Annotated in this window: 17 protein-coding genes; 9 read left to right on the forward strand and 8 right to left on the reverse strand. The window is 75.1% G+C overall.

The features are described 5' to 3' along the window. The 7 genes from ACZ501_RS12255 (at position 1) to ACZ501_RS12285 (ending at position 7,701) form a co-directional block, all read left to right on the forward strand. Positions 1-843: an alpha/beta fold hydrolase gene (locus ACZ501_RS12255; protein WP_468794580.1), complete on the forward strand. Its 843-nt coding sequence runs from the start codon at positions 1-3 to the stop codon at positions 841-843. Next, positions 840-2,006 carry a glycosyltransferase gene (locus ACZ501_RS12260; protein ID WP_468794583.1) on the forward strand — a complete coding sequence of 389 codons (1,167 nt, stop codon included), beginning with the start codon at positions 840-842 and terminating at the stop codon, positions 2,004-2,006. Before ACZ501_RS12255 ends, ACZ501_RS12260 begins: the two co-directional genes overlap by 4 nt. After that, a complete protein-coding gene (locus ACZ501_RS12265) occupies positions 2,003-3,862 on the forward strand; it encodes a class I SAM-dependent methyltransferase (RefSeq protein ID WP_468794586.1) in 1,860 nt (619 codons plus the stop codon). Before ACZ501_RS12260 ends, ACZ501_RS12265 begins: the two co-directional genes overlap by 4 nt. Continuing rightward, the gene (locus ACZ501_RS12270; RefSeq protein WP_468794589.1) at positions 3,859-4,857 is read left to right on the forward strand and encodes a galactokinase; all 999 of its coding nucleotides are present in this window, start codon (positions 3,859-3,861) and stop codon (positions 4,855-4,857) included. The genes ACZ501_RS12265 and ACZ501_RS12270 overlap by 4 nt, the downstream gene beginning before the upstream one ends. Before the next feature lie 76 nt (positions 4,858-4,933). Further along, positions 4,934-6,193, forward strand: a complete 1,260-nt coding sequence (locus tag ACZ501_RS12275) for an alkaline phosphatase family protein (protein WP_468794592.1) — start codon at positions 4,934-4,936, stop codon at positions 6,191-6,193. A gap of 142 nt (positions 6,194-6,335) precedes the next feature. Next, positions 6,336-6,746: a rodlin gene (locus ACZ501_RS12280; protein WP_362464299.1), complete on the forward strand. Its 411-nt coding sequence runs from the start codon at positions 6,336-6,338 to the stop codon at positions 6,744-6,746. A gap of 175 nt (positions 6,747-6,921) precedes the next feature. Next, complete coding sequence (locus ACZ501_RS12285; protein ID WP_468794594.1) at positions 6,922-7,701, forward strand: hypothetical protein; 780 nt, start codon at positions 6,922-6,924, stop codon at positions 7,699-7,701. Positions 7,702-7,719: 18 nt separating this feature from the next. Here the strand turns inward: ACZ501_RS12285 and ACZ501_RS12290 are convergent, their stop codons facing one another. The 3 genes from ACZ501_RS12290 to ACZ501_RS12300 form a co-directional block, all read right to left on the reverse strand. After that, complete coding sequence (locus ACZ501_RS12290; RefSeq protein WP_361607542.1) at positions 7,720-8,760, reverse strand: PLP-dependent cysteine synthase family protein; 1,041 nt, start codon at positions 8,758-8,760, stop codon at positions 7,720-7,722. 132 nt (positions 8,761-8,892) lie between these two features. After that, positions 8,893-9,504, reverse strand: a complete 612-nt coding sequence (gene epsC, locus ACZ501_RS12295; protein ID WP_361607539.1) for a serine O-acetyltransferase EpsC — start codon at positions 9,502-9,504, stop codon at positions 8,893-8,895. Then, positions 9,504-10,085 (reverse strand): NADPH-dependent FMN reductase, encoded by a 582-nt coding sequence (locus ACZ501_RS12300; RefSeq protein ID WP_361607536.1) that lies wholly within the window; start codon positions 10,083-10,085, stop codon positions 9,504-9,506. The genes epsC and ACZ501_RS12300 overlap by 1 nt, the downstream gene beginning before the upstream one ends. A gap of 288 nt (positions 10,086-10,373) precedes the next feature. Here ACZ501_RS12300 and ACZ501_RS12305 point away from each other — a divergent pair, with 288 nt between their 5' ends. Continuing rightward, the gene (locus tag ACZ501_RS12305; protein ID WP_468794597.1) at positions 10,374-12,578 is read left to right on the forward strand and encodes an FUSC family protein; all 2,205 of its coding nucleotides are present in this window, start codon (positions 10,374-10,376) and stop codon (positions 12,576-12,578) included. A gap of 59 nt (positions 12,579-12,637) precedes the next feature. Further along, entirely contained in the window at positions 12,638-13,198 is a 561-nt protein-coding gene (locus ACZ501_RS12310; RefSeq protein WP_361611489.1) for a hypothetical protein, read from the forward strand. A gap of 133 nt (positions 13,199-13,331) precedes the next feature. On the opposite strand, the gene ACZ501_RS12315 is transcribed toward ACZ501_RS12310, so the two are convergent. The 5 genes from ACZ501_RS12315 to ACZ501_RS12335 form a co-directional block, all read right to left on the reverse strand. Then, a complete protein-coding gene (locus ACZ501_RS12315) occupies positions 13,332-14,513 on the reverse strand; it encodes a cytochrome P450 (protein ID WP_468794600.1) in 1,182 nt (393 codons plus the stop codon). After that, positions 14,510-15,220 (reverse strand): cyclodityrosine synthase, encoded by a 711-nt coding sequence (locus ACZ501_RS12320; protein WP_361606890.1) that lies wholly within the window; start codon positions 15,218-15,220, stop codon positions 14,510-14,512. Before ACZ501_RS12320 ends, ACZ501_RS12315 begins: the two co-directional genes overlap by 4 nt. 300 nt (positions 15,221-15,520) lie before the next feature. Next, on the reverse strand, positions 15,521-16,807 hold the full coding sequence (locus ACZ501_RS12325) for a cytochrome P450 (RefSeq protein ID WP_468794603.1): 1,287 nt from the start codon (positions 16,805-16,807) through the stop codon (positions 15,521-15,523). Then, positions 16,804-17,343: a GNAT family N-acetyltransferase gene (locus ACZ501_RS12330; protein ID WP_468794606.1), complete on the reverse strand. Its 540-nt coding sequence runs from the start codon at positions 17,341-17,343 to the stop codon at positions 16,804-16,806. Before ACZ501_RS12330 ends, ACZ501_RS12325 begins: the two co-directional genes overlap by 4 nt. A gap of 52 nt (positions 17,344-17,395) precedes the next feature. Continuing rightward, on the reverse strand, positions 17,396-19,783 hold the full coding sequence (locus ACZ501_RS12335) for a B12-binding domain-containing radical SAM protein (RefSeq protein WP_468794609.1): 2,388 nt from the start codon (positions 19,781-19,783) through the stop codon (positions 17,396-17,398). Positions 19,784-19,808: the final 25 nt, after the last annotated feature.

Consider the following 19,808-nt stretch of genomic DNA (forward strand, 5'->3'; position numbering starts at 1 on the left):
ATGGCCTTCGTCCGCGCGGGTTCCCTGCGCTTCCACGTCCAGCGGCTGCCGGCCGCCGCCACGGCCGGCCGCGGCCGGCCCCTGGTGGTGTTCCTCCACGGCCTCGTCGTCGACAACCTGTCCTCCTTCTACTGCCCGGTGGCCCTTCCCGTCGCCCGGGCCGGCCACGAGGTGCTGCTCTACGACCTGCGGGGCCACGGCCTCACCGAGCGCCCGGCCGACGGCTACGACAGCCGCACCGCCGTACGGGACCTCCTGGCGGTCCTCGGCGCGCTCGGCCTCGGCCGGCGTCCCGTCCACCTGGTCGGCAACAGCTACGGCGCGACGCTGGCGCTGCACGCCGCCCTGGCCCGGCCCGACCTCGTCACCGGCCTCACCCTCCTCGAACCGCCGCTCAGCGGGGCGTGGGTGGAGAACATGGTGGACACCCTGTCGGCGGCCGCGCTCAGCCTGGAGGACAGTCCGGTGCCCGCGGAGCTGCTCGGGCTGCGGCTGCGCAAGGCCGCCCGCCTCACCGCCATCGCCGACGACCTGCTCAACCGCACCACCCTGGTCGACGACATCGCCGCGAGCCGCACCTTCACCCCGGCCGACTACGCCCGGCTGCGCTGCCCGGTCCTGATCGTCTGCGGCGAGCACTCCGAACTGGTGCCGGGGGCCCGGGAGCTGGCCCGCCACGCCCCGCGGGCGGCCCTGCGCGTCCTGCCGGGCCTGGGGCACGACGTCCTGAAGGAGAGCAGCGGGGTGCTGCGGGAATCCGTACTGGCCCACCTCGACGCGACGGCCGTCGCCGCGGCGGCCGCGGCGACGGCCCGGCGCCGGACGGGAGCGCTGGTCCGATGAGGGTGCTGTTCACGGTGCCGCCGCTGGCGGGGCACGTCAATCCGACGGTGGCCGTCGGGGCCGAACTGGCCTCCCGGGGCCACGAGGTCGCCTGGACCGGGCCGGCCGGGGCGCTGGCCGGTCTGCTGCCCCCGTCGGCCCGGATCCTGTCCGCCGGGGAGCGGGCGGACGGCGGCGGCTACGCCGCGCTGCACGAGCGGTGGCGCGATCTGCGCGGGGTGGGCGCGCTGCGGTTCCTGTGGGAGGAGGCCCTGGTGCCGCTGGCCCGGGCGATGGTGCCCGGGGTGGCCCGGGCAGTGGAGGCCTTCGCGCCGGACGTCATGGTCTGCGACCAGCAGGCCCTGGCCGGGCCGCTGGTCGCCCGGCGGCTCGGTGTGCCGTGGGTGACGTCGGCCACCACCTCGGCCGAACTCACCGGGCCCTTCGCGGACTTCCCGAAGGTCGGGGAGTGGGTGGCCGACCGGGTCGCGGGGCTGCTCGCCGAGTTCGGGGAGGGCGGCGAGGGCTGGGACCCCCGCTTCTCGGAGCTGCTGGTGCTGGTCTTCTCGACCCTGGAGCTGCTTGGCTCCGGCTCCCGCTCCGGCCCGCAGTACGCCTTCGTCGGCCCGGCCTTCGGGGCGCGTCCGGCCGCGCCCGGCTTCCCCTGGCGGCGGCTGGACCCGCGGCGGCGGCGGGTGCTGGTCTCCCTGGGCACCCTCAACCAGGAGGCGGGCGCCCGCTTCTACCGGGCGGTGCTGGGAGCGGCCGAGCGGCTCGCCGACGAGGTGCAGCTGGTCCTGGCCGCGCCCGCGGAGCTGGTCGGTGAGGTACCCGGTCACGTCCTGCTCCAGCCGAGGGTCCCCCAGCTGGAGCTGCTGCCGCACCTGGACGCGGTGGTCTGCCACGGCGGCCACAACACCGTCTGCGAGGCCCTCGCGTACGGGCTGCCGCTCGTGGTCGCCCCGATCCGCGACGACCAGCCGATCGTGGCCCGGCAGGTGGCCGCGGCCGGGGCCGGGGTCCGGGTGCGGTTCGGCCGGACCGGGGCCGAGGAACTGCGCGACGCGCTCACGGCCGTGCTGGACGATCCCGGACCCCGCCGGGCCGCCCGGCGGATCCAGGCCTCATTCGCCGCGGCCGGCGGGGCCGCCGCCGCGGCCGACCGGTTGGAGAAGCTGCTATGACGCCACCTCCGCTCACCCGGGTCCGCTGGACCTCCGCGGTGCTGCTGGCCGCGCTCGGCGCCGGCACCGTACGGGCCGGCCGCAGGCTGCGGGCGATCCCGGTGCTGCCGGCCGCCCCGCCCGTCTCGGCCGGGGTGCCCGGCGCCGCCGGGTGGCGGCTGCTGACCGCCCGCGGGGTGGAGCCGGGCGCGGCCGTCTTCCTCGCGGCCTGCGCGTACGCGGACCGGGAGGGGCTGCGGGTGCTGGACCTGCTGCCCGCGGACCTGCCGGCCGAGCGGGTGCTGGGGCTGCTGCGGCTGGTGGACCCCGCCCGGTACCGGGGGGACCGGCTCGGGGAGGGGCGCGGGGCCGGGTTCGCGGTGCTCGTCGCCGAGGAGGTGCTGGAGCGGGCCGGGGTGGAAGCCGGCGGCCGGGCACCGGAGCCGGCGGAACTCCTGGCGCTGACCCGGCGTGTGAAGGAGTATGCCGCCGGGGCCACGGGGCTGGCCATCGCCCCGGGACTGAGCTGCGGCACGCCGCCCGGGAGCGCCGGGCGGGCCGCCGAGCTGCGGGCGCAGGGGCTGCCGGCGGGGGCGCTGGCCGCCGCCCAGCTGTCGGGGCTGGCGCTGCTCGCCGCCGTCGCGGTACGCCAGGGCCGGTGGGGGGCGGCCGCGGCCGGGCTGTACTGGCTCCAGCCGTACCTGGCCCTCGGCGGGCCAGGCTCCCCGCTGCGTCCCGCCGATCTGGGCCGGGCCACCGCCGCCCGGCCGGTACGCTCCCTCGGCGCCGGCCTGCGTACCGTCGTGGCGGCGGGGCGCGGCCGGTCCGGGGGTGCGGGCACCGCCGCGGGGACGGCCGCCGCGTACCGGGCCGAACTGGCGGGGGGCACCGACCGGTTCTTCGAGGCACGGCGCCCCGACTGCCCCTGGTGCGGCTCGGGGCCGCTCGCGGTCCGGGTGCGGGTGCCGGACCTGCTCCAGGGCAAGCCGGGCGTTTTCGCGCTGGAGCGGTGCGCGGCCTGCGGGCACGTCTTCCAGAACCCCCGGCTGTCCGTCGAGGGGCTGGGGTTCTACTACCGCGACTTCTACGACGGGCGCGGCGGTGAGGGCGCCGGCACGGTCTTCGGGCGCCTCGGCGGCTCCTACCGGCGCCGGGCCGAGATGCTGCGGCCCCACGCCGACCCGGCGTCCTGGCTCGACGTCGGCACCGGGCACGGCCACTTCTGCAACGCGGCGCGCGAGGTCTGGCCGCGGACCCGCTTCGACGGCCTGGACAGGGGCGAGGGGGTCTGCGGTGCGGAGCGGCGCGGCTGGGTGGAGACGGGCTACCAGGGGCAGTTCCCCGAGTTCGCCTCGAAGCTGGCGGGCCGGTACGAGGTGGTCAGCATGTACCACTACCTGGAGCACACCCGGGATCCGCTCGCGGAACTCGACGCGGCGGCCACCGTCCTCGCACCCGGCGGCCACCTGGCCGTCGAGGTCCCCGACCCGGAGTCGCGGATGTCCCGGCTGCTGGGTCCGGCGTGGCTGCCCTGGTTCCAGCCGCAGCACCAGCACCTGATCCCGGCCGCGAACCTGCGGGAGGCGCTGGCCGACCGGGGGTTCACCGTGCTGGCCGAGGAGCACGGCCCGGCCCACCAGGGCAACGACTTCTTCGGGGCGGTGGCGCTGACCGTGACGCGGCTGGCCCCCGATCCGGACCGGCCGTGGGGGCCGCCGCCGACCGCGCGGGCGCGGGCGCTGGCCCGGGCCGTACGGGTGGCGGCCGTGCCGTGCTTCGCCGCGGCGGCGGTGCTCGACGCCCTGCGCACGGTGGCGGCCCGCCACACCGACGGCGGCAACGCCTACCGGATGCTGGCCCGCAAGGACGCCCCGTGACGGCCGCCGGCCGGGCGGGCACACCGCCCGCGGCCTCCGCTCCCCCGGCCTCCGCTCCCCCGGCCTCCGCTCCCCCGGCCTCCGGCCCCGCCGGGGGTGACCTGGCCCGACGGGCCACCGCCGACCCGCTGTTCCGGCTCGTCGCCTACGCCCTCGAAGCCGCACACGGCCGGCCCCCGGCCGCCGTCTGGAGCGCTCCCCACGCCTTCCACCTGGGCTCCCCCGGGCTCGTCGCGGCGGCCGGCTGGCCGACGGCGGCCGCCGCGGCCCCGCGTACCGACGGCCTGGTCCGGCTCAGCTCCCTCGGGCACCCCGCCGACAGCTGCGACCTGCCGCTGACCCCGTCCGGGCCGCCGCCCGACGCACCCGCCTGGGCCGCGCGGCCGTACGCGGTGCTGCGGGCGCTGGCCGATGCGGGCTACGGCCGCGGCGGGACGGACCTGCACGTCCAGGGCTCGCTGACGGCGGCCGCCGGGCTCGCCACGGCGGAACCGGCCGACTGCGCGGTGGCGCTCGCCGTGGCCGACGTCCACCCGCAGCCGGGCGCGGCGCCGGGTGCCGGGCCCGACCGGGAAGGGCTGGCCCGGCTGCTGGCCGGGGCGCTGCCGGACGGGGACGACGCGCTGCGCCGGGCGGTGCTCTTCGCCCGGCCCGGGGAGGCCCTGCTGCCCGGCGCGGAGCCCGGGCCGCGGCGGCGGTACGTCGCCTTCGACCCCGCCGCGTCGGGGGCCCGACTGGTGCTCGTCGCCGTGCGCGGCGAACCGGCGGACCGGCCGCGGGATTTGGCCCGGGCCGTCGCCCTCGCCCGCCGGGCGGGGGCCCTGAGCGCCTGGCCGCCCGGGGGGCGGCCGGAGCGGAGCGTACTGGTGCTGCTGCCCGAGGCCCGGCTGGCGGCGGTGCGGTCGGCGGTCGCGGAGGACTTCCGCGGCCGAGGGCGGCCCGTGCCGCGGTTCCTGAACATCGCGGTGGCGGGGGCCGCCCGGCGCGAGGAGTGACCGTCCGGCCCCGCCCCCTCCCCTTCGCCCTCACCTTCACCTTCACCCTTCACCCTTCACCGAGGAGGAACACCCCATGCCCCTTCCCTCGCCCGAAGCCCGCCCCAGACGCCGGACCGCCCGGCGCCCCGTCACCGTGGCCGCACTGGCCGCGTGCAGCGCGCTCGGCCTGCTGGGCGCCTTCACCGTCGCCAACTCCCAGGCGGCAGAGAGCGGTTCTGCGGCCCCGGTGGCGGCCGCCGCGCTGCCCTCGTACGACCACGTGGTGGTCGTCGTGTACGAGAACAAGCAGTACGGGGAGATCATCGGCAGCGCGAACGCCCCGTACATCAACCAGCTGGCCGGCGGCGGCGCGAGCCTGACCGGCATGAAGGCGCTGACCCACCCGAGCCAGCCGAACTACTTCAACCTCTTCTCCGGCTCCACCCAGGGCATCACCGGCGACGGCTGCTACACCCCGCAGTCGATGACCGCGGCGAACCTCGGCCAGGAGCTGATCGCGGCCGGCAGGACCTTCGCCACCTACAACGAGGACCTGCCGGCGGAGGGTTCCACGGCCTGCACGAGCGGCCAGTACGCGCAGAAGCACAATCCGTGGTTCGCCTTCAAGAACGTGCCGCTGAACACCGGCAAGACATGGGCGCAGTTCCCGCAGAACGACTTCGGGGCCCTGCCGGACCTGTCGTTCGTCGTCCCCAACCAGTGCAACGACATGCACTCGTGCTCGGTCGGTACGGGTGACACCTGGACGAAGAACAACATCGACGCCTACGCGCAGTGGGCGAAGGCCCACAACAGCCTCCTCGTGCTGACCTGGGACGAGGACAACTACCTGGGATCGAACCAGATCGCCACCGTCTTCTACGGGGCGAACGTGAAGACGGGCACGTACGCGGGCGCCTTCAACCACCACCACCTGCTGCGGACCTTCGAGGACCTGTTCGGCACGGCCACGCACGCCGGCAACGCGGCCGGCGTCCAGCCGATCACGGAGGTGTTCTCCGGATCCACGACGCCCACCCCGACCCCGACCCCGACGCCCACCCCCACACCCACCCCCACCCCCACCCCGGGTGATCTGAAGCTGGCCAACCCGGGCCCACAGACCTGCAAGTTCAACCAGTCCTGCACCGTCCAGCTCACCGCCACCGGCGGCAAGGCCCCGGTCCGGTACGCGGCCACCGGCCTGCCCTGGGGTCTGAGCGTCGACGCCGGCACCGGACGGATCAGCGGCAAGCCCTGGGGCAGCGGCACCGTCCAGATCACCGCGACGGCCACCGATGCCGCGGGCACCACCGTCACCGCCGCGTTCCCGCTCACCGTCAACTGGTTCTGAAGGAGGCATCCGTGTCCCTGTCGGCCGGCCGGGGCTCTGCCGTTCGGGTGACGCACCGCCACGTCTGCGCCCCCGGGCCCGTTACCAGCACGACTTCCCCGATCCGGGGCTCGTTTCGGCTACAGCGAAGGAAAGTTCTCGAATGCTGAAGAAGATGATGATCACCGCAGCAGCCACCGCCGCCGCCGTCGGCGCGGGTGCCGCCGTCGCCGCACCGGCCATGGCCGTCGGCAACGACAACGGGATCAACACCGTCAACGGCAATGGTGCTGAGCAGATCTACGGCAACCAGAAGACCGAAGGTGAACTCAGCCCCCAGCTCGGCCTGGTCCAGGGCACCCTGAACAAGCCCTGCATCGGCCTGCCGGTCAAGGTCAACGCGCAGTCGATCCTCGCCCTGGTCAACGTCGGTGTCCAGGACATCAACGTCCTGTCCAACCCGCAGAACCAGCAGTGCACCGAGAACTCCACCCAGGCCAAGGGCGACGAGCCGCTCTCCCACATCCTGAGCAACATCCCGGTCCTCTCGGGCAACCTGTCCGCGGGCAGCTGACCAACGGCCACCCGCCGTTGAGCGGGCCGGTCGTGGGCGTCCGCACGAACACCCACGGCCGGCCCGTCGGCATGCCCGGGCACGGCTCCGGCCGGCCCTCCCCGTGCGGCCCACCCGCCTCGACGGACGCCCACCCACCGCGCGACGGCCTGCGGCGGGGGGCCACAATGGCGTGATGGCGACGAGGGCGACGAGGGCGACGAGGGCGACGAGGGCGACGAGGGCGACGATCATGGTGCCGCGCCGGCTGCGCGCCCTGGGGGTGGCGGCCGCGCTGCTGGCCTGCGGCACCGTCAGCACGGCCTGTGCGTCCGGGGAGCGGCCGGGCGCTCCCCGCGCGCAGCCCCTCACCGAGGCCGAGCTGATGTCCGTCCTGCCCTCCGGGCACGACCTTCAGGGCTACGCCGCCACCCCGCGCCCACCGGCCCCAGCCCCCTCTCCTGCGGCCGTGCCCAACGCCCTGGCGCCGGGAAGTCCCGCGCAGTGCGCGGACCTCGTCGACTTCGAGCTGGACCACGGGCTCCGGCACCGGCCGGCCGCCAGGGTCGTGGCCGACGTGTCGCCACGCGGGGGCCCTTCCGGCGGACCCCCGCAGAGGCGCCTCCGCACGCTCCACTCCGTGTCGCTGGCGAGCCACACCGTCGGGGAGGCGTCGGCGGTGATGGCCTCGCTCAGGAAGGCCGTGCCGCTGTGCGGCACGTTCGTCGCGTACACCCTCGCCTACGGCGGGCAGGACGCCCGCATCCGCGTCGGCGCGCTGCCCGCGCCGGCCGCCGGGGACGAAGCGGTCTCCTTCGACTGGACCGTGGAGGGCAACGCGATGGACGAGACGGTGCCCCTCACGGTCGTGCGTACCGGCGGGGTGATCGCCGTGTACTCCGGCGCGGTCCCGGCCGGGATCCCGCAGGGGCAGCACCGCCGGCTGCGGGCCTTCCTCTCCGGCTCCCCGGGCTGACGGCGTCCGGTCGGCCCCTCACGACCGGGTGGAAGGCAATCCGCCGGTCAGGAGCGGGCGTTCGGGCGCCGGGGCGGGGGCCGGGACCGGCTGCCGGGCGGGCCGGGATGCGGGCGCGGCGGCCTCGCTCCAGAGGCTGAGGTAGCGCTCGCCGGTGTCGGGCAGGATCGTGACGATCGACGCGCCGATGTAGTCCGGGTGCGCGGCCAGCCGGGAGCAGGCGTGGGCGACGGCGCCGGAGGAGACGCCGACGAAGACGCCCTGCTCGCGGGCGAGCGAGCGGGCGCCCGCCATGGCGTCCTCGTCCGAGACCGTCACCACGCTGTCGATCAGGGAGACGTCGGTGGTGGGGGCGACGAAGCCGCCGTTGAGGCCCGGGATCCGGTGCAGGCCGCCCTCGCCCTGCGAGAGCACCGGGGAGTTCTCCGGCTCGACCGCGACGACGCGGATCTCCGGGTTCTGCTCCTTCAGGTACCGCGCGACGCCGCTGAGGGTGCCGCCGGTGCCCACGCCGCAGACCAGCACGTCGATCTGGCCCGCCGTGTCGGCCCAGATCTCGGGGCCGGTGGTCTCGTAGTGGGCGCGCACGTTGTCGGCGTTCTCGTGCTGGCAGGCGAACCAGGAACCGGGGGTCGCCGCGTACAGCTCCTCGGCCTTGGCGATCGCCCCGGGGTAGCCGGCGTCGCGGGGGGTCTGCACGACCTCCGCGCCGAGCGCCCGGAGAAGGGCGACGCGCTCGGCGGTGGCGCTGTCCGGGAGGACGATGACGCAGCGGTAGCCGCGGGCCGCGCAGAGGGCGGCCAGGGATATGCCCGTGTTGCCGGAGGTCGCCTCGATGACGGTGCCGCTGCCGGGGGTCAGCTCCCCGCGCTCCTCGGCGGCGCGCAGCATGTACAGGGCCGCCCGGTCCTTGCTGGTGGACATCGGGTTGGCGGACTCCAGTTTGGCCAGTACCTCGGCGCCCGGAGCGGAGTCGTCGAAGCGCAGGCGGATCAGCGGGGTCGAGCCGACCAGGTCCGCGATGCTGTCTGCGATGCGGCGTGTCTCACGGCTTTCCACGTGTGGTTCCTCACAAGTCGGGTCGTACGTACGGCCGCGTGATCGCCGTCCGGCGGTGCGGCCTTCGTGGGGGGTGTTCGTTCGCCGGGGCGGTCCCCGGTGGTACGGGAACGCGGGGCCGGGGCGCCGCGGCTACCAGGAGCCGGCCGAGGCCGTCACCGCGTACAGGTCCTCCATGGGCTGCGGCCGCTCGCCGACCGGCTTGATCACGGCGGTCGCGGCGAGCACCCTGGCGCCCGCGGGGACGTCCTTGTTCACGAGGGCCTGGGCGCCGATGACGGCGTGCGCGCCGATGGTGACCGGCCCCAGCACGGTCGCGTTGGTGCCGAGTACGACGTGGGCGCCCACCACCGGGTGCCTGCGGTCCCCCTCGGGGCGGTTGTTGTCGCTCCACCAGCCGACCGCTCCCAGCGTGACCTGGTGGTAGATGGTCACGTCGTCCCCGACGACGGCCGTCTCGCCGATCACCACGGCCGCTCCGTGGTCGATGAACACCCGGCGGCCGAGCACCGCACCGGGGTGGATCTCCACGGAGGTGCTGCGGCGGGCCTTCCAGGCGATGAGCCCCGCGATCATGCGGTGTCCGCGCCGGTGCAGCCGGTGCGCGATCCGGTGGGCCCACAGGGCGGGCAGGGCCGCGTGCAGCAGCGCCTCGCGGCGGTTGCGCATGGAGGGGTCGCGGGCGACGACCACCTCCAGGTCCTCCTTCATGATCCGGAACAGGCCCGGCTGCGCCGCCGCCATCAGACCAGCACCTCCGCCCGGTCCTGGATCGGGGTGAGCTCGGCGACCAGGGCCCGGGTCAGGCTCTCCAGCCGGCCCACGAGCTCCGGGTCGGTGTAGCGGCCGTCCGCGGTGGCGAGCGTGCCCGCGCGGGCGACGGCGACCGGGTCGTGCCGCACGACGCGCGCGCCGCAGCGGCCGAGTACGCCGATCAGGCCGGCCTGGGCGTCGAGGGCGCCGCGCGCTCCGGGAGAGGCGCTGGCCACCGCGACCACCTTGCCGGTCAGCGGGCTGGGGTCCTCGCCCTGCGCCCGGGACAGCCAGTCCAGCGCGTTCTTCAGGGCGCCGGGCATCTCGCCGTTGTAGGAAGGCGTGCTGATGACCAGCGCGTCCGCGCCGGTGACCAGCTCCTTGGCCGCCCGGACGGCCGCCGAGCCGCCGGCGCGCTCCAGCGCGGCCTCGTAGAAGGGCAGTCCGCCGACGGGGAGCAGCACGCTCTCGTGCCCGCCGGGCAGGTTGTCGAGGATGTGGCGCACGGTGGCCAGGACGGCGGTGTTCACCGAGTCCCCGCGGGTGCTGCCGGAAATCAGAACGATCTTCACTGGTGGAACTCCTTCTCCTCAGCCTTCCGGTCGGCAGGCCTCCGACTGGTCGAGCCGCACGCCTGCGTTCCGGGCCCCCGGGGCGCTGCCCGTCCGCCGCGCGGGCCTCGGGGCGTGCCGGCCGGGGCACCGGGGTGCGTCGAGCGGGACGGTCCGGCCCGCGTCCTGGACGTAACCGTCTCAGCCCACACCGATGCGGTGCTCGACTGCGGCTCGTGCCCCGGCGGAGGGCCGCTCCAGTCTCGGCCGCGGCGTGCCGGGCCGGTGGTCGCGGGTGATGCTGGTGGCATGGGTGGCGTTCGCGCGGTGCGGCTGCCGGCCGGCTACGCGGCGGCGGGGCGGCGCTCGATGCGGGTCACGCTGGCGGGCGGCGCGGGGTTCTACCTGTTCCTGTACGGGTTCGGCTCGACCGTCGCCGCGACGTACGCGCTGTTCGCCGCCGTCGCCCTGGCGGGCCTGTCGCACATCCCCGGCACCGGCCGGCAGCGCGCGGCGGTACTGATGCGGCTGGTGCCGGCCTGCTGGGTGCTGATCACGATCGGCACCTACCTGTCGGTGCGGACCTGGAGCGCGGTGGCGGGGATGCTGGCGGCCGGGTTCGCGCTGGCCTTCGTGGCGGTGGGTGGGCCGCGGGCGGCGGGGGCGGGGCCCGGGCTGCAGCTGATGTACATCCTGCCGTCCTTCCCGCCCTACGATCCCGGCTCGCTCGGGGAGCGGCTGGCCGGTGCGACGGTGGGCCTCGCGCTGCTGGTGCTCGCGGAGGCGTTCCTGCTGCCCGACCCGCCGGCCGTCCCCTACCGGGAGCTGGCCGCGCGGGCCGCGGAGTGCGTGCAGGGGTGCGCGGACGAGCTGGCCGTGCCGCCGTACGCGCTGTCGCGGGCGCGGGAGCGGCGGGCGGCGGAAGCGGCGACGGGGCTGCGGCCCTCCCGGGTCCCGGAGGCGGAGCGGCCTGCGGGGCCGGGCCTGCGGGACCGCGCCCTGGCCCACACCGGTCTGGCGGCCCGCACCCTGCTGGCCCGGCTGGCGGGGCTGCCGCCGGCCGCCGGCGGGCCGGGGCGGGCGGGGCTGGAGGTGCTGGACGCGGTACGGGACTGCGCCCACGAGACGGCCGGCCTGCTGCGGGGCCGGGCGCCCGACGGGGACGCGCACGCGGCGCTGGTGCGGGCCCGCACCGCCTTGGTGGGGGCCGCGGGCGACGGGGCGCGGCCGGGGGTGCTGCGGCGGCACGCGGCGGTGCTGGAGGTGGCGGACGCGGCGCTGGCGATGTCGACGGCCGCCGGGATCGCCGTACGGGGCCGGGCGGGTGCGGAGCGGGCGGCGCCCGGGCGGTTCTGGTACGCGCGGATGAGCGCGCCGCGGCTGTGGTGGCACCGGCTGGCGGGGCACGCCGAGCGGAGGTCGGTGTTCTTCCAGAACGCGGCGCGGCTCGCCCTGGCGCTGGCGGCGGCCCGGTTGATCGCCGGGGAGGACTCGCTGCCGCACGGGTTCTGGGTCCTGCTGGCGACGCTGACGCTGACCCGGACGACGGTGCGCGAGACCCGCGCCACGGTACGGGTCGCGCTGACCGGGACCCTGGTCGGGGCCTTGGTCGCGGCGGGGCTGCTGACGCTGGCGGGGCCGGACACGGCCGTGTACGCGGCGGCGCTGCCGCCGTTGATGCTGGCCGCGTTCACGCTGGGGCCGGTCAAGGGGGTGGGGTGGGCGCAGGCGCTGTTCACGGTGCTCGTCGCCATGGTGTTCGCCCAGCTGGCGCCCGCCACCTGGCAGCTCGCCGAGTTCCGGCTGCTGGACGTGCTGGCCGGCAGCGCCGTCGGCGCGGTGTTCGGGCTGCTGGCCTGGCCCCGGGGGGCGCAGGACGAGCTGCGGCGGTCGGCGGCGGTGCTGCTGCGCGGCGCGGCGGAGATCGTGGTGGCCACGACCGCCCGCATCGCGGCGGGCGGGCTCCGGGAACCGGTCCTCGGCGCGCCGGGGCACCGGTCGTTGCAGCACGCGCTGATCCTGGCGGAGTCGGCGTACGCGCAGTACCAGAGCGAGCCGCACGGGCCGCCGTCGGCGCCCGGCGGCCGCAGCGGGCACGGGAACTCCGACGGGCAGGACTGGCAGGCCACCCTGCTGGCGGGACACCACGTCCTGTGGGGTGCGGACCGGCTGCTTGCGGTGCCCGCGCCGGTCCTCGTACCGCCCCTGGAGCGGGAACCGGCGGCGGCGGTGACCCGGCTCGGGGACCGGGTGGCGGGGCGGATGCTCCTGGTGTCGGCGTGGCTCGACCCGGGCGGCGACACCCCGCACACGCCGGTCGCGCTGCGGGACCCGGCCTTCGACGGCTTCGCCGCCGAACCGCCGGACGCGCCGCGGCTGTACTACGCGGCCGTGCTCTGGCTGGACTCCCTGCTGACGGACCTCGAGCGGATCACCGGCGAGACCGGGCAGCCGCCCCGGGACCGTCCCCCGCACGGGGAACCGCGCGCCCCGGAACGCCGGGCGTCCCCGTAGGGGTGACCGACGGTGCGCCTGCGTGAACCGGCGTGGCGGGCGCGCCCAGGATGGCGGCCATGCGTCCTTCCTCCGTGTTCCTGCGCCGCGCCGTCCTGCCGTTCCTCGCCTCGGCCGCGCTCCTCACCACGGCCGCCGCGTCCGCCGCCACCGCCGGGGAGGCGTGCGGCTCGGTCATCACGGCTCCGCTGACCCGTCCCGTGGCCGCCGATGACCCCTGCCCCAGCGCCGATCCCGTGGTGTGCCGCATCCGCGTCCTGCCGATGGACCAGAAGGTCGAGGCCCAGCGGACCCGGATCCGCTACCACGACCTCCTGGAGGCCATGCACCGCACCGAGGCGGCCATGCGGGAGTCGGGAGCCTCCGACGAGGAGATCGCCCGGGAACTGGTCGACATGCGCAACCAGGCCAAGGAGATCACCCGCGCGGGCATGACCCCGGAGGAGGTCCGCATCCTGGAGGAGCGGAACACGGCCAAGTACGGCAACCCGCTCGGCCCGACCGCCGACCAGCTCTACGCCAAGTACGGCTCCTGGCAGAAGGTCACCGCGGCGTCGATGCGGACGAGTTACGCCGTCGACCGCGAACTGAGCCTGGAATACCGGCCCTGCCCGGTATGAGGGCCCCCACGCCCCTGGCGGGGGGGGCCGCCGCACCCGCCGGCCCGTCCGTCGCCGAAGCTCCGCCCGCCGACGGAGCTTCGGCGACGTCCCCGGGCAGGACCGGGCCGGCGTGCGCGGGGTCAGGCTCCGGTCACCACATCACGGGCAGACGCTCGGGCAGGCGCTTCATGAAGCCGGTGCGCCACACCAGCTGCTCGACCGGCACCGCCAGCCGCATGCGGGGCATGGCCTTGAGGAGGGCGAGCAGCGCGGTCTCGGCGTGCTTCTTGCCGAGGGCGGTGGCCGGGCAGTAGTGCGAGCCGCCGCCGAAGGAGAAGTGCGCGGAGGAGTTGGCACGGGTGAAGTCGAGGCGGTGCGGGTCCGGGAAGACCGACGGGTCGAAGTTCGCGCCCTCGGGCAGGACGAGCACCAGCTCGCCCGCCTTGACCTCGACGTCGCCCAGGGTCATGTCCTCCATGACCAGGCGGGGCAGGCCGTCGCCGATGGACAGGTTGATCCGCAGCAGCTCGTCCACGGCCTGCGGCATCAGCTCGGGGTGGTCGGCGAGGTGGTCCGCCTCGGCCGGGTGGGTGAGCAGGGTGACCAGCGCCATGGCGAGGAACCCGGCGGTGGAGATGACGCCCGCGCCGAACAGGGTCACGCCGACCGTCGCGAACATCTCGTCGGTGACGTGCTCGTAGCCCTCGGTGCCGCGCAGCTTGGCGAGGTCGCCGATGAGGCCGTGTTCGGTGTCGTCGAGGCGGTCCTTCATGTAGGCGATGTCGCGGTCCCAGTTGAGGCGGGCGGCCGGGATCTCGCGGGGGCTGTTCATGAAGGCGATCGGCAGCGATTCCGACAGGAGCGGGGCCGCTTCCTGCGGGATGCCGAGGATCCGGCAGTGCATCGCCTCGGAGAACGGGTCGGTGAACATGGCGCGGACGTCCACCGGGGCGCCGTGCTGGAGCATGCGCTCGACCAGGTCGGCGGCGTGCCGGTCCATCCACTCCTGCAGGCCGGGGGACTTGGGGTTGATCGCCTTCATCACGGCCTTGCGCAGACCGGCGCCGGTGATGTTGCCCATGTTGTTGACGACCTCCGGGGGGATCGTCAGCGCGTACTGGCGGGGCACACCCGGGTCGGAGGTGTTCTTCAGGCTGAAGCGGTCGTCCTCCAGGACCTGCTTGACGAGCTCGTACGAGGAGACGAGCCAGGCCTCGGCCCCGGCGATGGTGCGGACCTTCACCACGGGGGGCAGTTCGTCGACCTGGGTCGGCAGGTGCGTTCCGTCCCACGTGAAGGGGAATTCGAGTATCGGCTCCGCGTGGGTGGTCACAGCTGGTCTCCTTCGGTGGCGGGGGTGACGATGGCGTGGCCCTGGTTGCGGGAGGCCCGCAGTCCGGCGCCGCGCGAGTAGAGCAGGTCCGCCATCGGCAGCGCCTGGTGGTAGCAGTTCAGCGACGAGGGGACGCCGAGGATCGCGGGGGTGTCCAGGAAGAGCGGCGCCTCGGCGCACACGTAGTCAAGGCATACGGCCCGCTGGTGTTCGGTGGGCTGCTGGCCGCCGAGCACCTTGGACGACAGGAAGATGTCGACGAGTTCGTTGCAGGTCTGGGCGAACGCCGCGTCGGTCTTCAGCCGGTCCAGCAGGTCGGCGTGCATGCGGTCGTAAGCGGGGATGCCCTGGAGCGCGGACATGGGGCGGCCGCGGAGCCGGGTACCGGTGGGGTCGATGTCGGCAACGGCGTTGGTCACCTTGGCGCGTACGCCGCGGAGGTTCTTGACGGTCTTGCGACGGGCTTCATCAGGCGGATAGCCCATCGCCTCGTACATCTCGGCCACGTGCAGGTCCGTGTAGACAAGGTCGGCCTGTGCGAAGTTGTCGAGCGCCCACTCGGCGAGCTCGTGCACACGGCGGGCTGAGAAATAGGAGTTACCGGGAGATATGCCTATGACGGCGTGGTCCCCTTCAGAGGCGATGACCTGGCAGTGCGAGGTGTACGGATCGACACGGAAGGCACTGGTTCGAGTGGCTGTTGTCATGGGAGTGGTCGCATCCCTGTCGCCGCGATTCCCCGCGCGGACCCCGTGTCCCGGGTGCGGCGGCGACGAGGTGAAGCTATACGAGAAGTGCAGGTCCGGTTTGATTACTCTGCAGTTTGTCTCGGTTACTGAAACCGGATGTTGCCTCAGTCAACTGCCACACGCGGTAAGCGCGTTGTTCCGGACGGTAAAGTGACGATCCGCCACACCCGTGGGGCCGTCGGCCCTTTCGGCTGCACCTGACCCGATTGCGCGCTATCCGCCCGCAGGCGCCCGGCGGACCGCTCCGAGTGACGGCGCTCACATGCGGTACCCGGTGGTGCGCGGGATCGCGGACACCCCGCCGCTCCCGTGGCCGGCCAGGCGCACGTCGAGGCAGGCGGGTGAGCGGAAGCCGCGGCCGGCCGGGCCGTCGGTGTGCAGGGTCCACCCCGGCGGCCAGGCGGAAGCCGCCGCGTCGAGGAGTTCCGACAGTGCTTCGCGTGCTTCCACGGCGGCCAGGTGCCGGCCCAGGCAGGTGTGGGGGCCCGTGCCCATGGCCAGGTCCGCCAGCGGCTCCCGTGTGACGTCGAGCCGGTGCGGGTGGCTCCAGCGGGTTTCGTCCCGGTTGGCCGACGCGAGGTTGACGAAGACCGCTTCTCCGCGCCGGATCGTGCGGCCGGACAGGGTGGTGTCGGTCGTGCAGCGGCGCAGCGCCCAGGTCAGCGGTGGTTCCCAGCGCCGGCACTCCTGGAGGACGGCGGACGGGTCGGTGCGCAGCAGGGCTGCGGCGGCGGGGTGGGTGAGGGTCGCGTACATCGAGGTGGCGAGGGAGCGGAACGGCGGTTCGGTGCCGGTGGACAGCAACAGCCGGAGGGCGGGCAGCAGGTGCCGTCCGGTGCCGATGGCCGGGTCCTCCGCGCGGTGGAGCAGGTCCACGAAACTGCCCGGCGCCCATGCCTCGGACGTGTCGAGCAACTCCCCCGCCGCGTCGGCGATCCTGCCGTCCGGGTCCTCGCGCAGCCCGACCGCCCAGGTGTACAGGGTGCCGATCCGGGTTCCGGGCGGGAGGCCGGTCACGCGGGCGATCGTCGTCAGGGCCACCGGGAAGGCCACCTCCGCGACCAGGTCGCCGCCGCCCCGGGCGGTGAGGGCGGCGAGCCGGGACGCCGCGGTCGAGCGGACGCCTTCGGCGTGGGCGAGGACCGCCTGCCGGCTGAAGCAGCCCTGGAGGACGTTCCTCCAACTCCTGTGCTCCCGGTGGTCCATCTGGAGGAAGGACCTGCCGATCAGCCGGCCCATGTTGTCGTCGTAGGCCGACGAGGAGAAGGCGTCCTCGTCGCGCAGGACCTGTTCGGCCGCCGCGAACGACACGACGTGCCAGGCGGGAGCGGCCGGTTCCCCGGCGTCGTCGGCTCCGGTCAGGATCCGGACGGGCGTCGACGGGTGTACGGCGCCCTGCCGGCGCAGGGCCGCGAACTCGGCGTGCGGATCGCCGCCCGCCGCGAGCACGTGGTCGTCGTAGGCGCGGACCAGCGCGTACGCCTCCGCGATGTCCTGCTCGACGGCGGCCGGGCCCGCGTCCAGCAGCGCGGCCCGCGCCGTCATGCCGCGCCCCCACCCGGGTGGCCCGCGTCCTCGGGTGGCCCGTCGAGCCGGCGCACGGCGGTGCACAGGCCCTGCTCGGCGGGGAACCGGAGCCGGTTGCCGACCGTCGGCCCGCTGTCCTTCGCGGGTTCGCCCACCTCGAAGCCCATCGCCTCCAGGAAGGCCAGGCCGGGGGCCCAGTCCCGGGGGCAGGTGGCGGTCGCGTACCGCATTCCGCGCCTCGCGGCCTCCCGCAGCAGCCGGCGGGCCGCCCGCGCGCCGAGGCCCGAGCGGCGCGCCTTCGGGTCGAGGAGGAAGAGGCCCACCGAGCAGCCGAGGGGGTCGGGATACCCCACCACGGCGTCGACCACTCCCACCACGGCGGGTCCGTCGCACAGCACCAGCAGGTGTTTCTGCTCGAAGTCCGCGCCGTCCGGCAGGGAGTAGTACAGGCTCTGTACGTCCGCGGGCAGGGCGGGGGAGCCGGTGGCCGCGAGGAGGTAGTCGTCGCACGCCGCCAGCACCCGGGACACGTCGGGTTCGTCCTCCGGCCTCATGGGGCGCACCGTGGGCGTGGGCCCGTCGGGGTCGCGGAACTGCTCCACTGCTCTACACCGCCTGTCGTCGGGTGAGGTGCTCCGGCCGCGCCCGCCCGGCGCCGGCCGGTTCGCGGTACAGGAATCCGTAGCGGACGAGCGCCTCGGTGACGGCGTCGTCCTGCGGCGGGGGCGCCGCGCCGTCCTGCCGGTCCTGCCAGTCCTGCCAGGTGGCGGCGGCCGGCCCGTGCAGGCGGATGGTCACGCCCGTGACCGGGTTGGACACGTACCGGGTTCCGTTGCGGTTCTCCGTCCCCGTGCCGATCTCGGCGCGGTACCGGGCCGCGGGCGGCCGGGCCTGCCGCCGCGAGGGCACCAGGAAGCCGTGCCTGAGCAGCAGCGCGGCGGTGGCGCCGGGGGCGGAGCCGAGGTAGTGGCAGTCCCGGTCGGCCAGCCACGCCTCCAGGTCGCGCCAGGACAGGCCGTCCAGTTGCCGCAGGTCCCCGCCGCCCGTCCAGTTGAGCTGGAGGAACCGGTCCGCGGCGGGGTTGTACAGCGCCATGGCCCGTCCGGTGTCTGCCTCCGTCGCCGGCCAGGGGACCCTGGTGGAGGTCACCCCGGGGCCGAGCGCGACCTGCGCGTCCTCCTCGGGCGGGGGCCAGTCGTACAGCGGGACGGGGCGCGGTTCGGGCTGCGGTGCCCCGGCGCAGGCGCGCAGGAAGGTGAACTCCTCGATCTCCCGGGCCATGGGGTCGGCCGCCGCGCGGAACCAGACGGTGGTGTCGGCCGCCGATCCCGCGGCGTCCTCGGCGACCCGCAGGCTGTCCTGCTGGGACAGCCCGGTGTCGGTGCGGTAGTCGCGGCTCAGGCTGAGGTCGTCCTCGGGCGCCGGGGGTTCGATGCGGACGCCGAAGGCCTCGGGCCGCGTGCCGACGGGAGAGTGCACGTCCAGCACGAAGGGCGAACCGCCCCAGGTCGTGTGGGGGACGCCGTACCGGTGCGTGGAGAGGCGCCGTACGGCCTCCGCGAACGCGACGGTGCGCGCGGCCTCCTCCGGGGTCTCGCCGGGGAAGCCGTGGATCACGAACAGGTGGATCGGCACGCCGGCCCCGAGCATCGCCGTGATGTTCTCGCAGGCGTCTTCGATGCGCGTGCCCTTGCGCATGAGGTCGAGGACCCGTTGGCTGGCCGATTCCAGGCCGAAGTTCATCCGGCGGCAGCCGGAGGCGTGCAGCAGCTGGGCGAGTTCGCCGTCGAGGCCGGCGGCGAACCGGGTCTCGCCGTACCAGTGCACGTCGGCGGAGGCCGTCAGCAGCGCCTCGCCGACGTTGCGCAGCGTCCGCAGGCTCATGATCTCGTCCACGAACATGAAGTACGCCGTTCCGTGCTCGGCCCGCAGCCGTCCCACCTCCTGCGCCACGGCGGCGGCGGGGCGCTGGCGGAAGGAGTTGCTCGCGAAGGGGATCGAGCAGAAGGCGCACTCCCACGGGCAGCTGCGCGAGGCGAAGACGGGCAGGATGGGGCCCGGGGCGAGGTACTTGTCCAGGGGCAGGGCGTCGTAGGCGGGGCAGGCCGCCGCCGAGATGTCGACGCTCTGCCGCGGGGTGCGCAGCAGGATGCCGCCGTCGTCCCATACGGCACCCGGGATCCCCTCCCGGAAGTCGGTGCCGGCGCGCCCGCCCGCGTCGAGTCCGTCGACCACGGCGGCCAGGGCCCCCTCGCCCTCCCCGGTCACCACGGTGTCGACGTAGTCGAACAGGGGGTGCCGCCGCTGCCAGCGGTCGACCAGGCGGGTCGCGTAGTTGCCGCCGAGGACGACGTGGACGTCGGGGCGCATCTCCCGGAGCATGTGCAGGAAGGTCACCCCGGCGATCAGCTGGGTGTCCGCGGACATGCTCAGGCCGACGACCCCGACGGAGGGGTCGAGGAAGAGGTCGCGGTCGAGCATGCGGTCGAAGGCCCAGCGGTAGGGGTTGCCGTCCGGGTCTTCGGCGGCGGCCAGGACCTGGGCGGTCGAGTCCGCCGAGTAGGCGCAGGCGTTGGAGACGAGGTCGAAGGTGCAGGAGGGGAACGCTCCGGAGACCAGCCACAGCGCGTCGCGCAGGGTGCGGCGGGCCTGGTGGAAGGCGTCGGGGTCGTGCAGCGTGTCCAGGGACCTCAGGCGCGCCTTGGCCCCCTCGATGCCGCGGATGGCGGCGGGGGCGGCCAGGAGGGCCCGCTGGCGGGCCCACTGGTCCTCCAGGTCGACGGCCGCGCGGGCGGCCGCCTTGCGCGCCAGTTCTTCCAGCGCCGGCGCCGACAGCATCCGGTCGACGCATTCGATGCTCAGGTCGTAGCCGGCGGCCTCGTGGCCGCGGGCCCGGAGGTCGCCCAGGAGCAGGGGCACCGCCAGGTGCGGGGCGTAGGCGTTCCACAGCGGCGGATTGACCAGGACGGTCTTGGTGCCCATCGTGTTCCCCATCGGTCCTCTCGGGTGGGACCGGCAC

The sequence above is a fragment of the Streptomyces sp. NPDC034085 genome (assembly GCF_055575555.1).

What these genes read in the sequence shown, in the direction of transcription:
- ACZ501_RS12255 (WP_468794580.1), top strand. Translation starts at nt 1, where the DNA reads ATGGCCTTCGTCCGCGCGGGTTCCCTGCGCTTCCACGTCCAGCGGCTG.
- ACZ501_RS12260 (WP_468794583.1), top strand. Translation starts at nt 840, where the DNA reads ATGAGGGTGCTGTTCACGGTGCCGCCGCTGGCGGGGCACGTCAATCCG.
- ACZ501_RS12265 (WP_468794586.1), top strand. Translation starts at nt 2,003, where the DNA reads ATGACGCCACCTCCGCTCACCCGGGTCCGCTGGACCTCCGCGGTGCTG.
- ACZ501_RS12275 (WP_468794592.1), top strand. Translation starts at nt 4,934, where the DNA reads ATGCCCCTTCCCTCGCCCGAAGCCCGCCCCAGACGCCGGACCGCCCGG.
- ACZ501_RS12280 (WP_362464299.1), top strand. Translation starts at nt 6,336, where the DNA reads ATGCTGAAGAAGATGATGATCACCGCAGCAGCCACCGCCGCCGCCGTC.
- ACZ501_RS12285 (WP_468794594.1), top strand. Translation starts at nt 6,922, where the DNA reads ATGGCGACGAGGGCGACGAGGGCGACGAGGGCGACGAGGGCGACGAGG.
- epsC (WP_361607539.1), bottom strand. Translation starts at nt 9,504, where the DNA reads ATGGCGGCGGCGCAGCCGGGCCTGTTCCGGATCATGAAGGAGGACCTG.
- ACZ501_RS12305 (WP_468794597.1), top strand. Translation starts at nt 10,374, where the DNA reads ATGGGTGGCGTTCGCGCGGTGCGGCTGCCGGCCGGCTACGCGGCGGCG.
- ACZ501_RS12310 (WP_361611489.1), top strand. Translation starts at nt 12,638, where the DNA reads ATGCGTCCTTCCTCCGTGTTCCTGCGCCGCGCCGTCCTGCCGTTCCTC.
- ACZ501_RS12320 (WP_361606890.1), bottom strand. Translation starts at nt 15,220, where the DNA reads ATGACAACAGCCACTCGAACCAGTGCCTTCCGTGTCGATCCGTACACC.
- ACZ501_RS12325 (WP_468794603.1), bottom strand. Translation starts at nt 16,807, where the DNA reads ATGACGGCGCGGGCCGCGCTGCTGGACGCGGGCCCGGCCGCCGTCGAG.
- ACZ501_RS12330 (WP_468794606.1), bottom strand. Translation starts at nt 17,343, where the DNA reads ATGAGGCCGGAGGACGAACCCGACGTGTCCCGGGTGCTGGCGGCGTGC.
- ACZ501_RS12335 (WP_468794609.1), bottom strand. Translation starts at nt 19,783, where the DNA reads ATGGGGAACACGATGGGCACCAAGACCGTCCTGGTCAATCCGCCGCTG.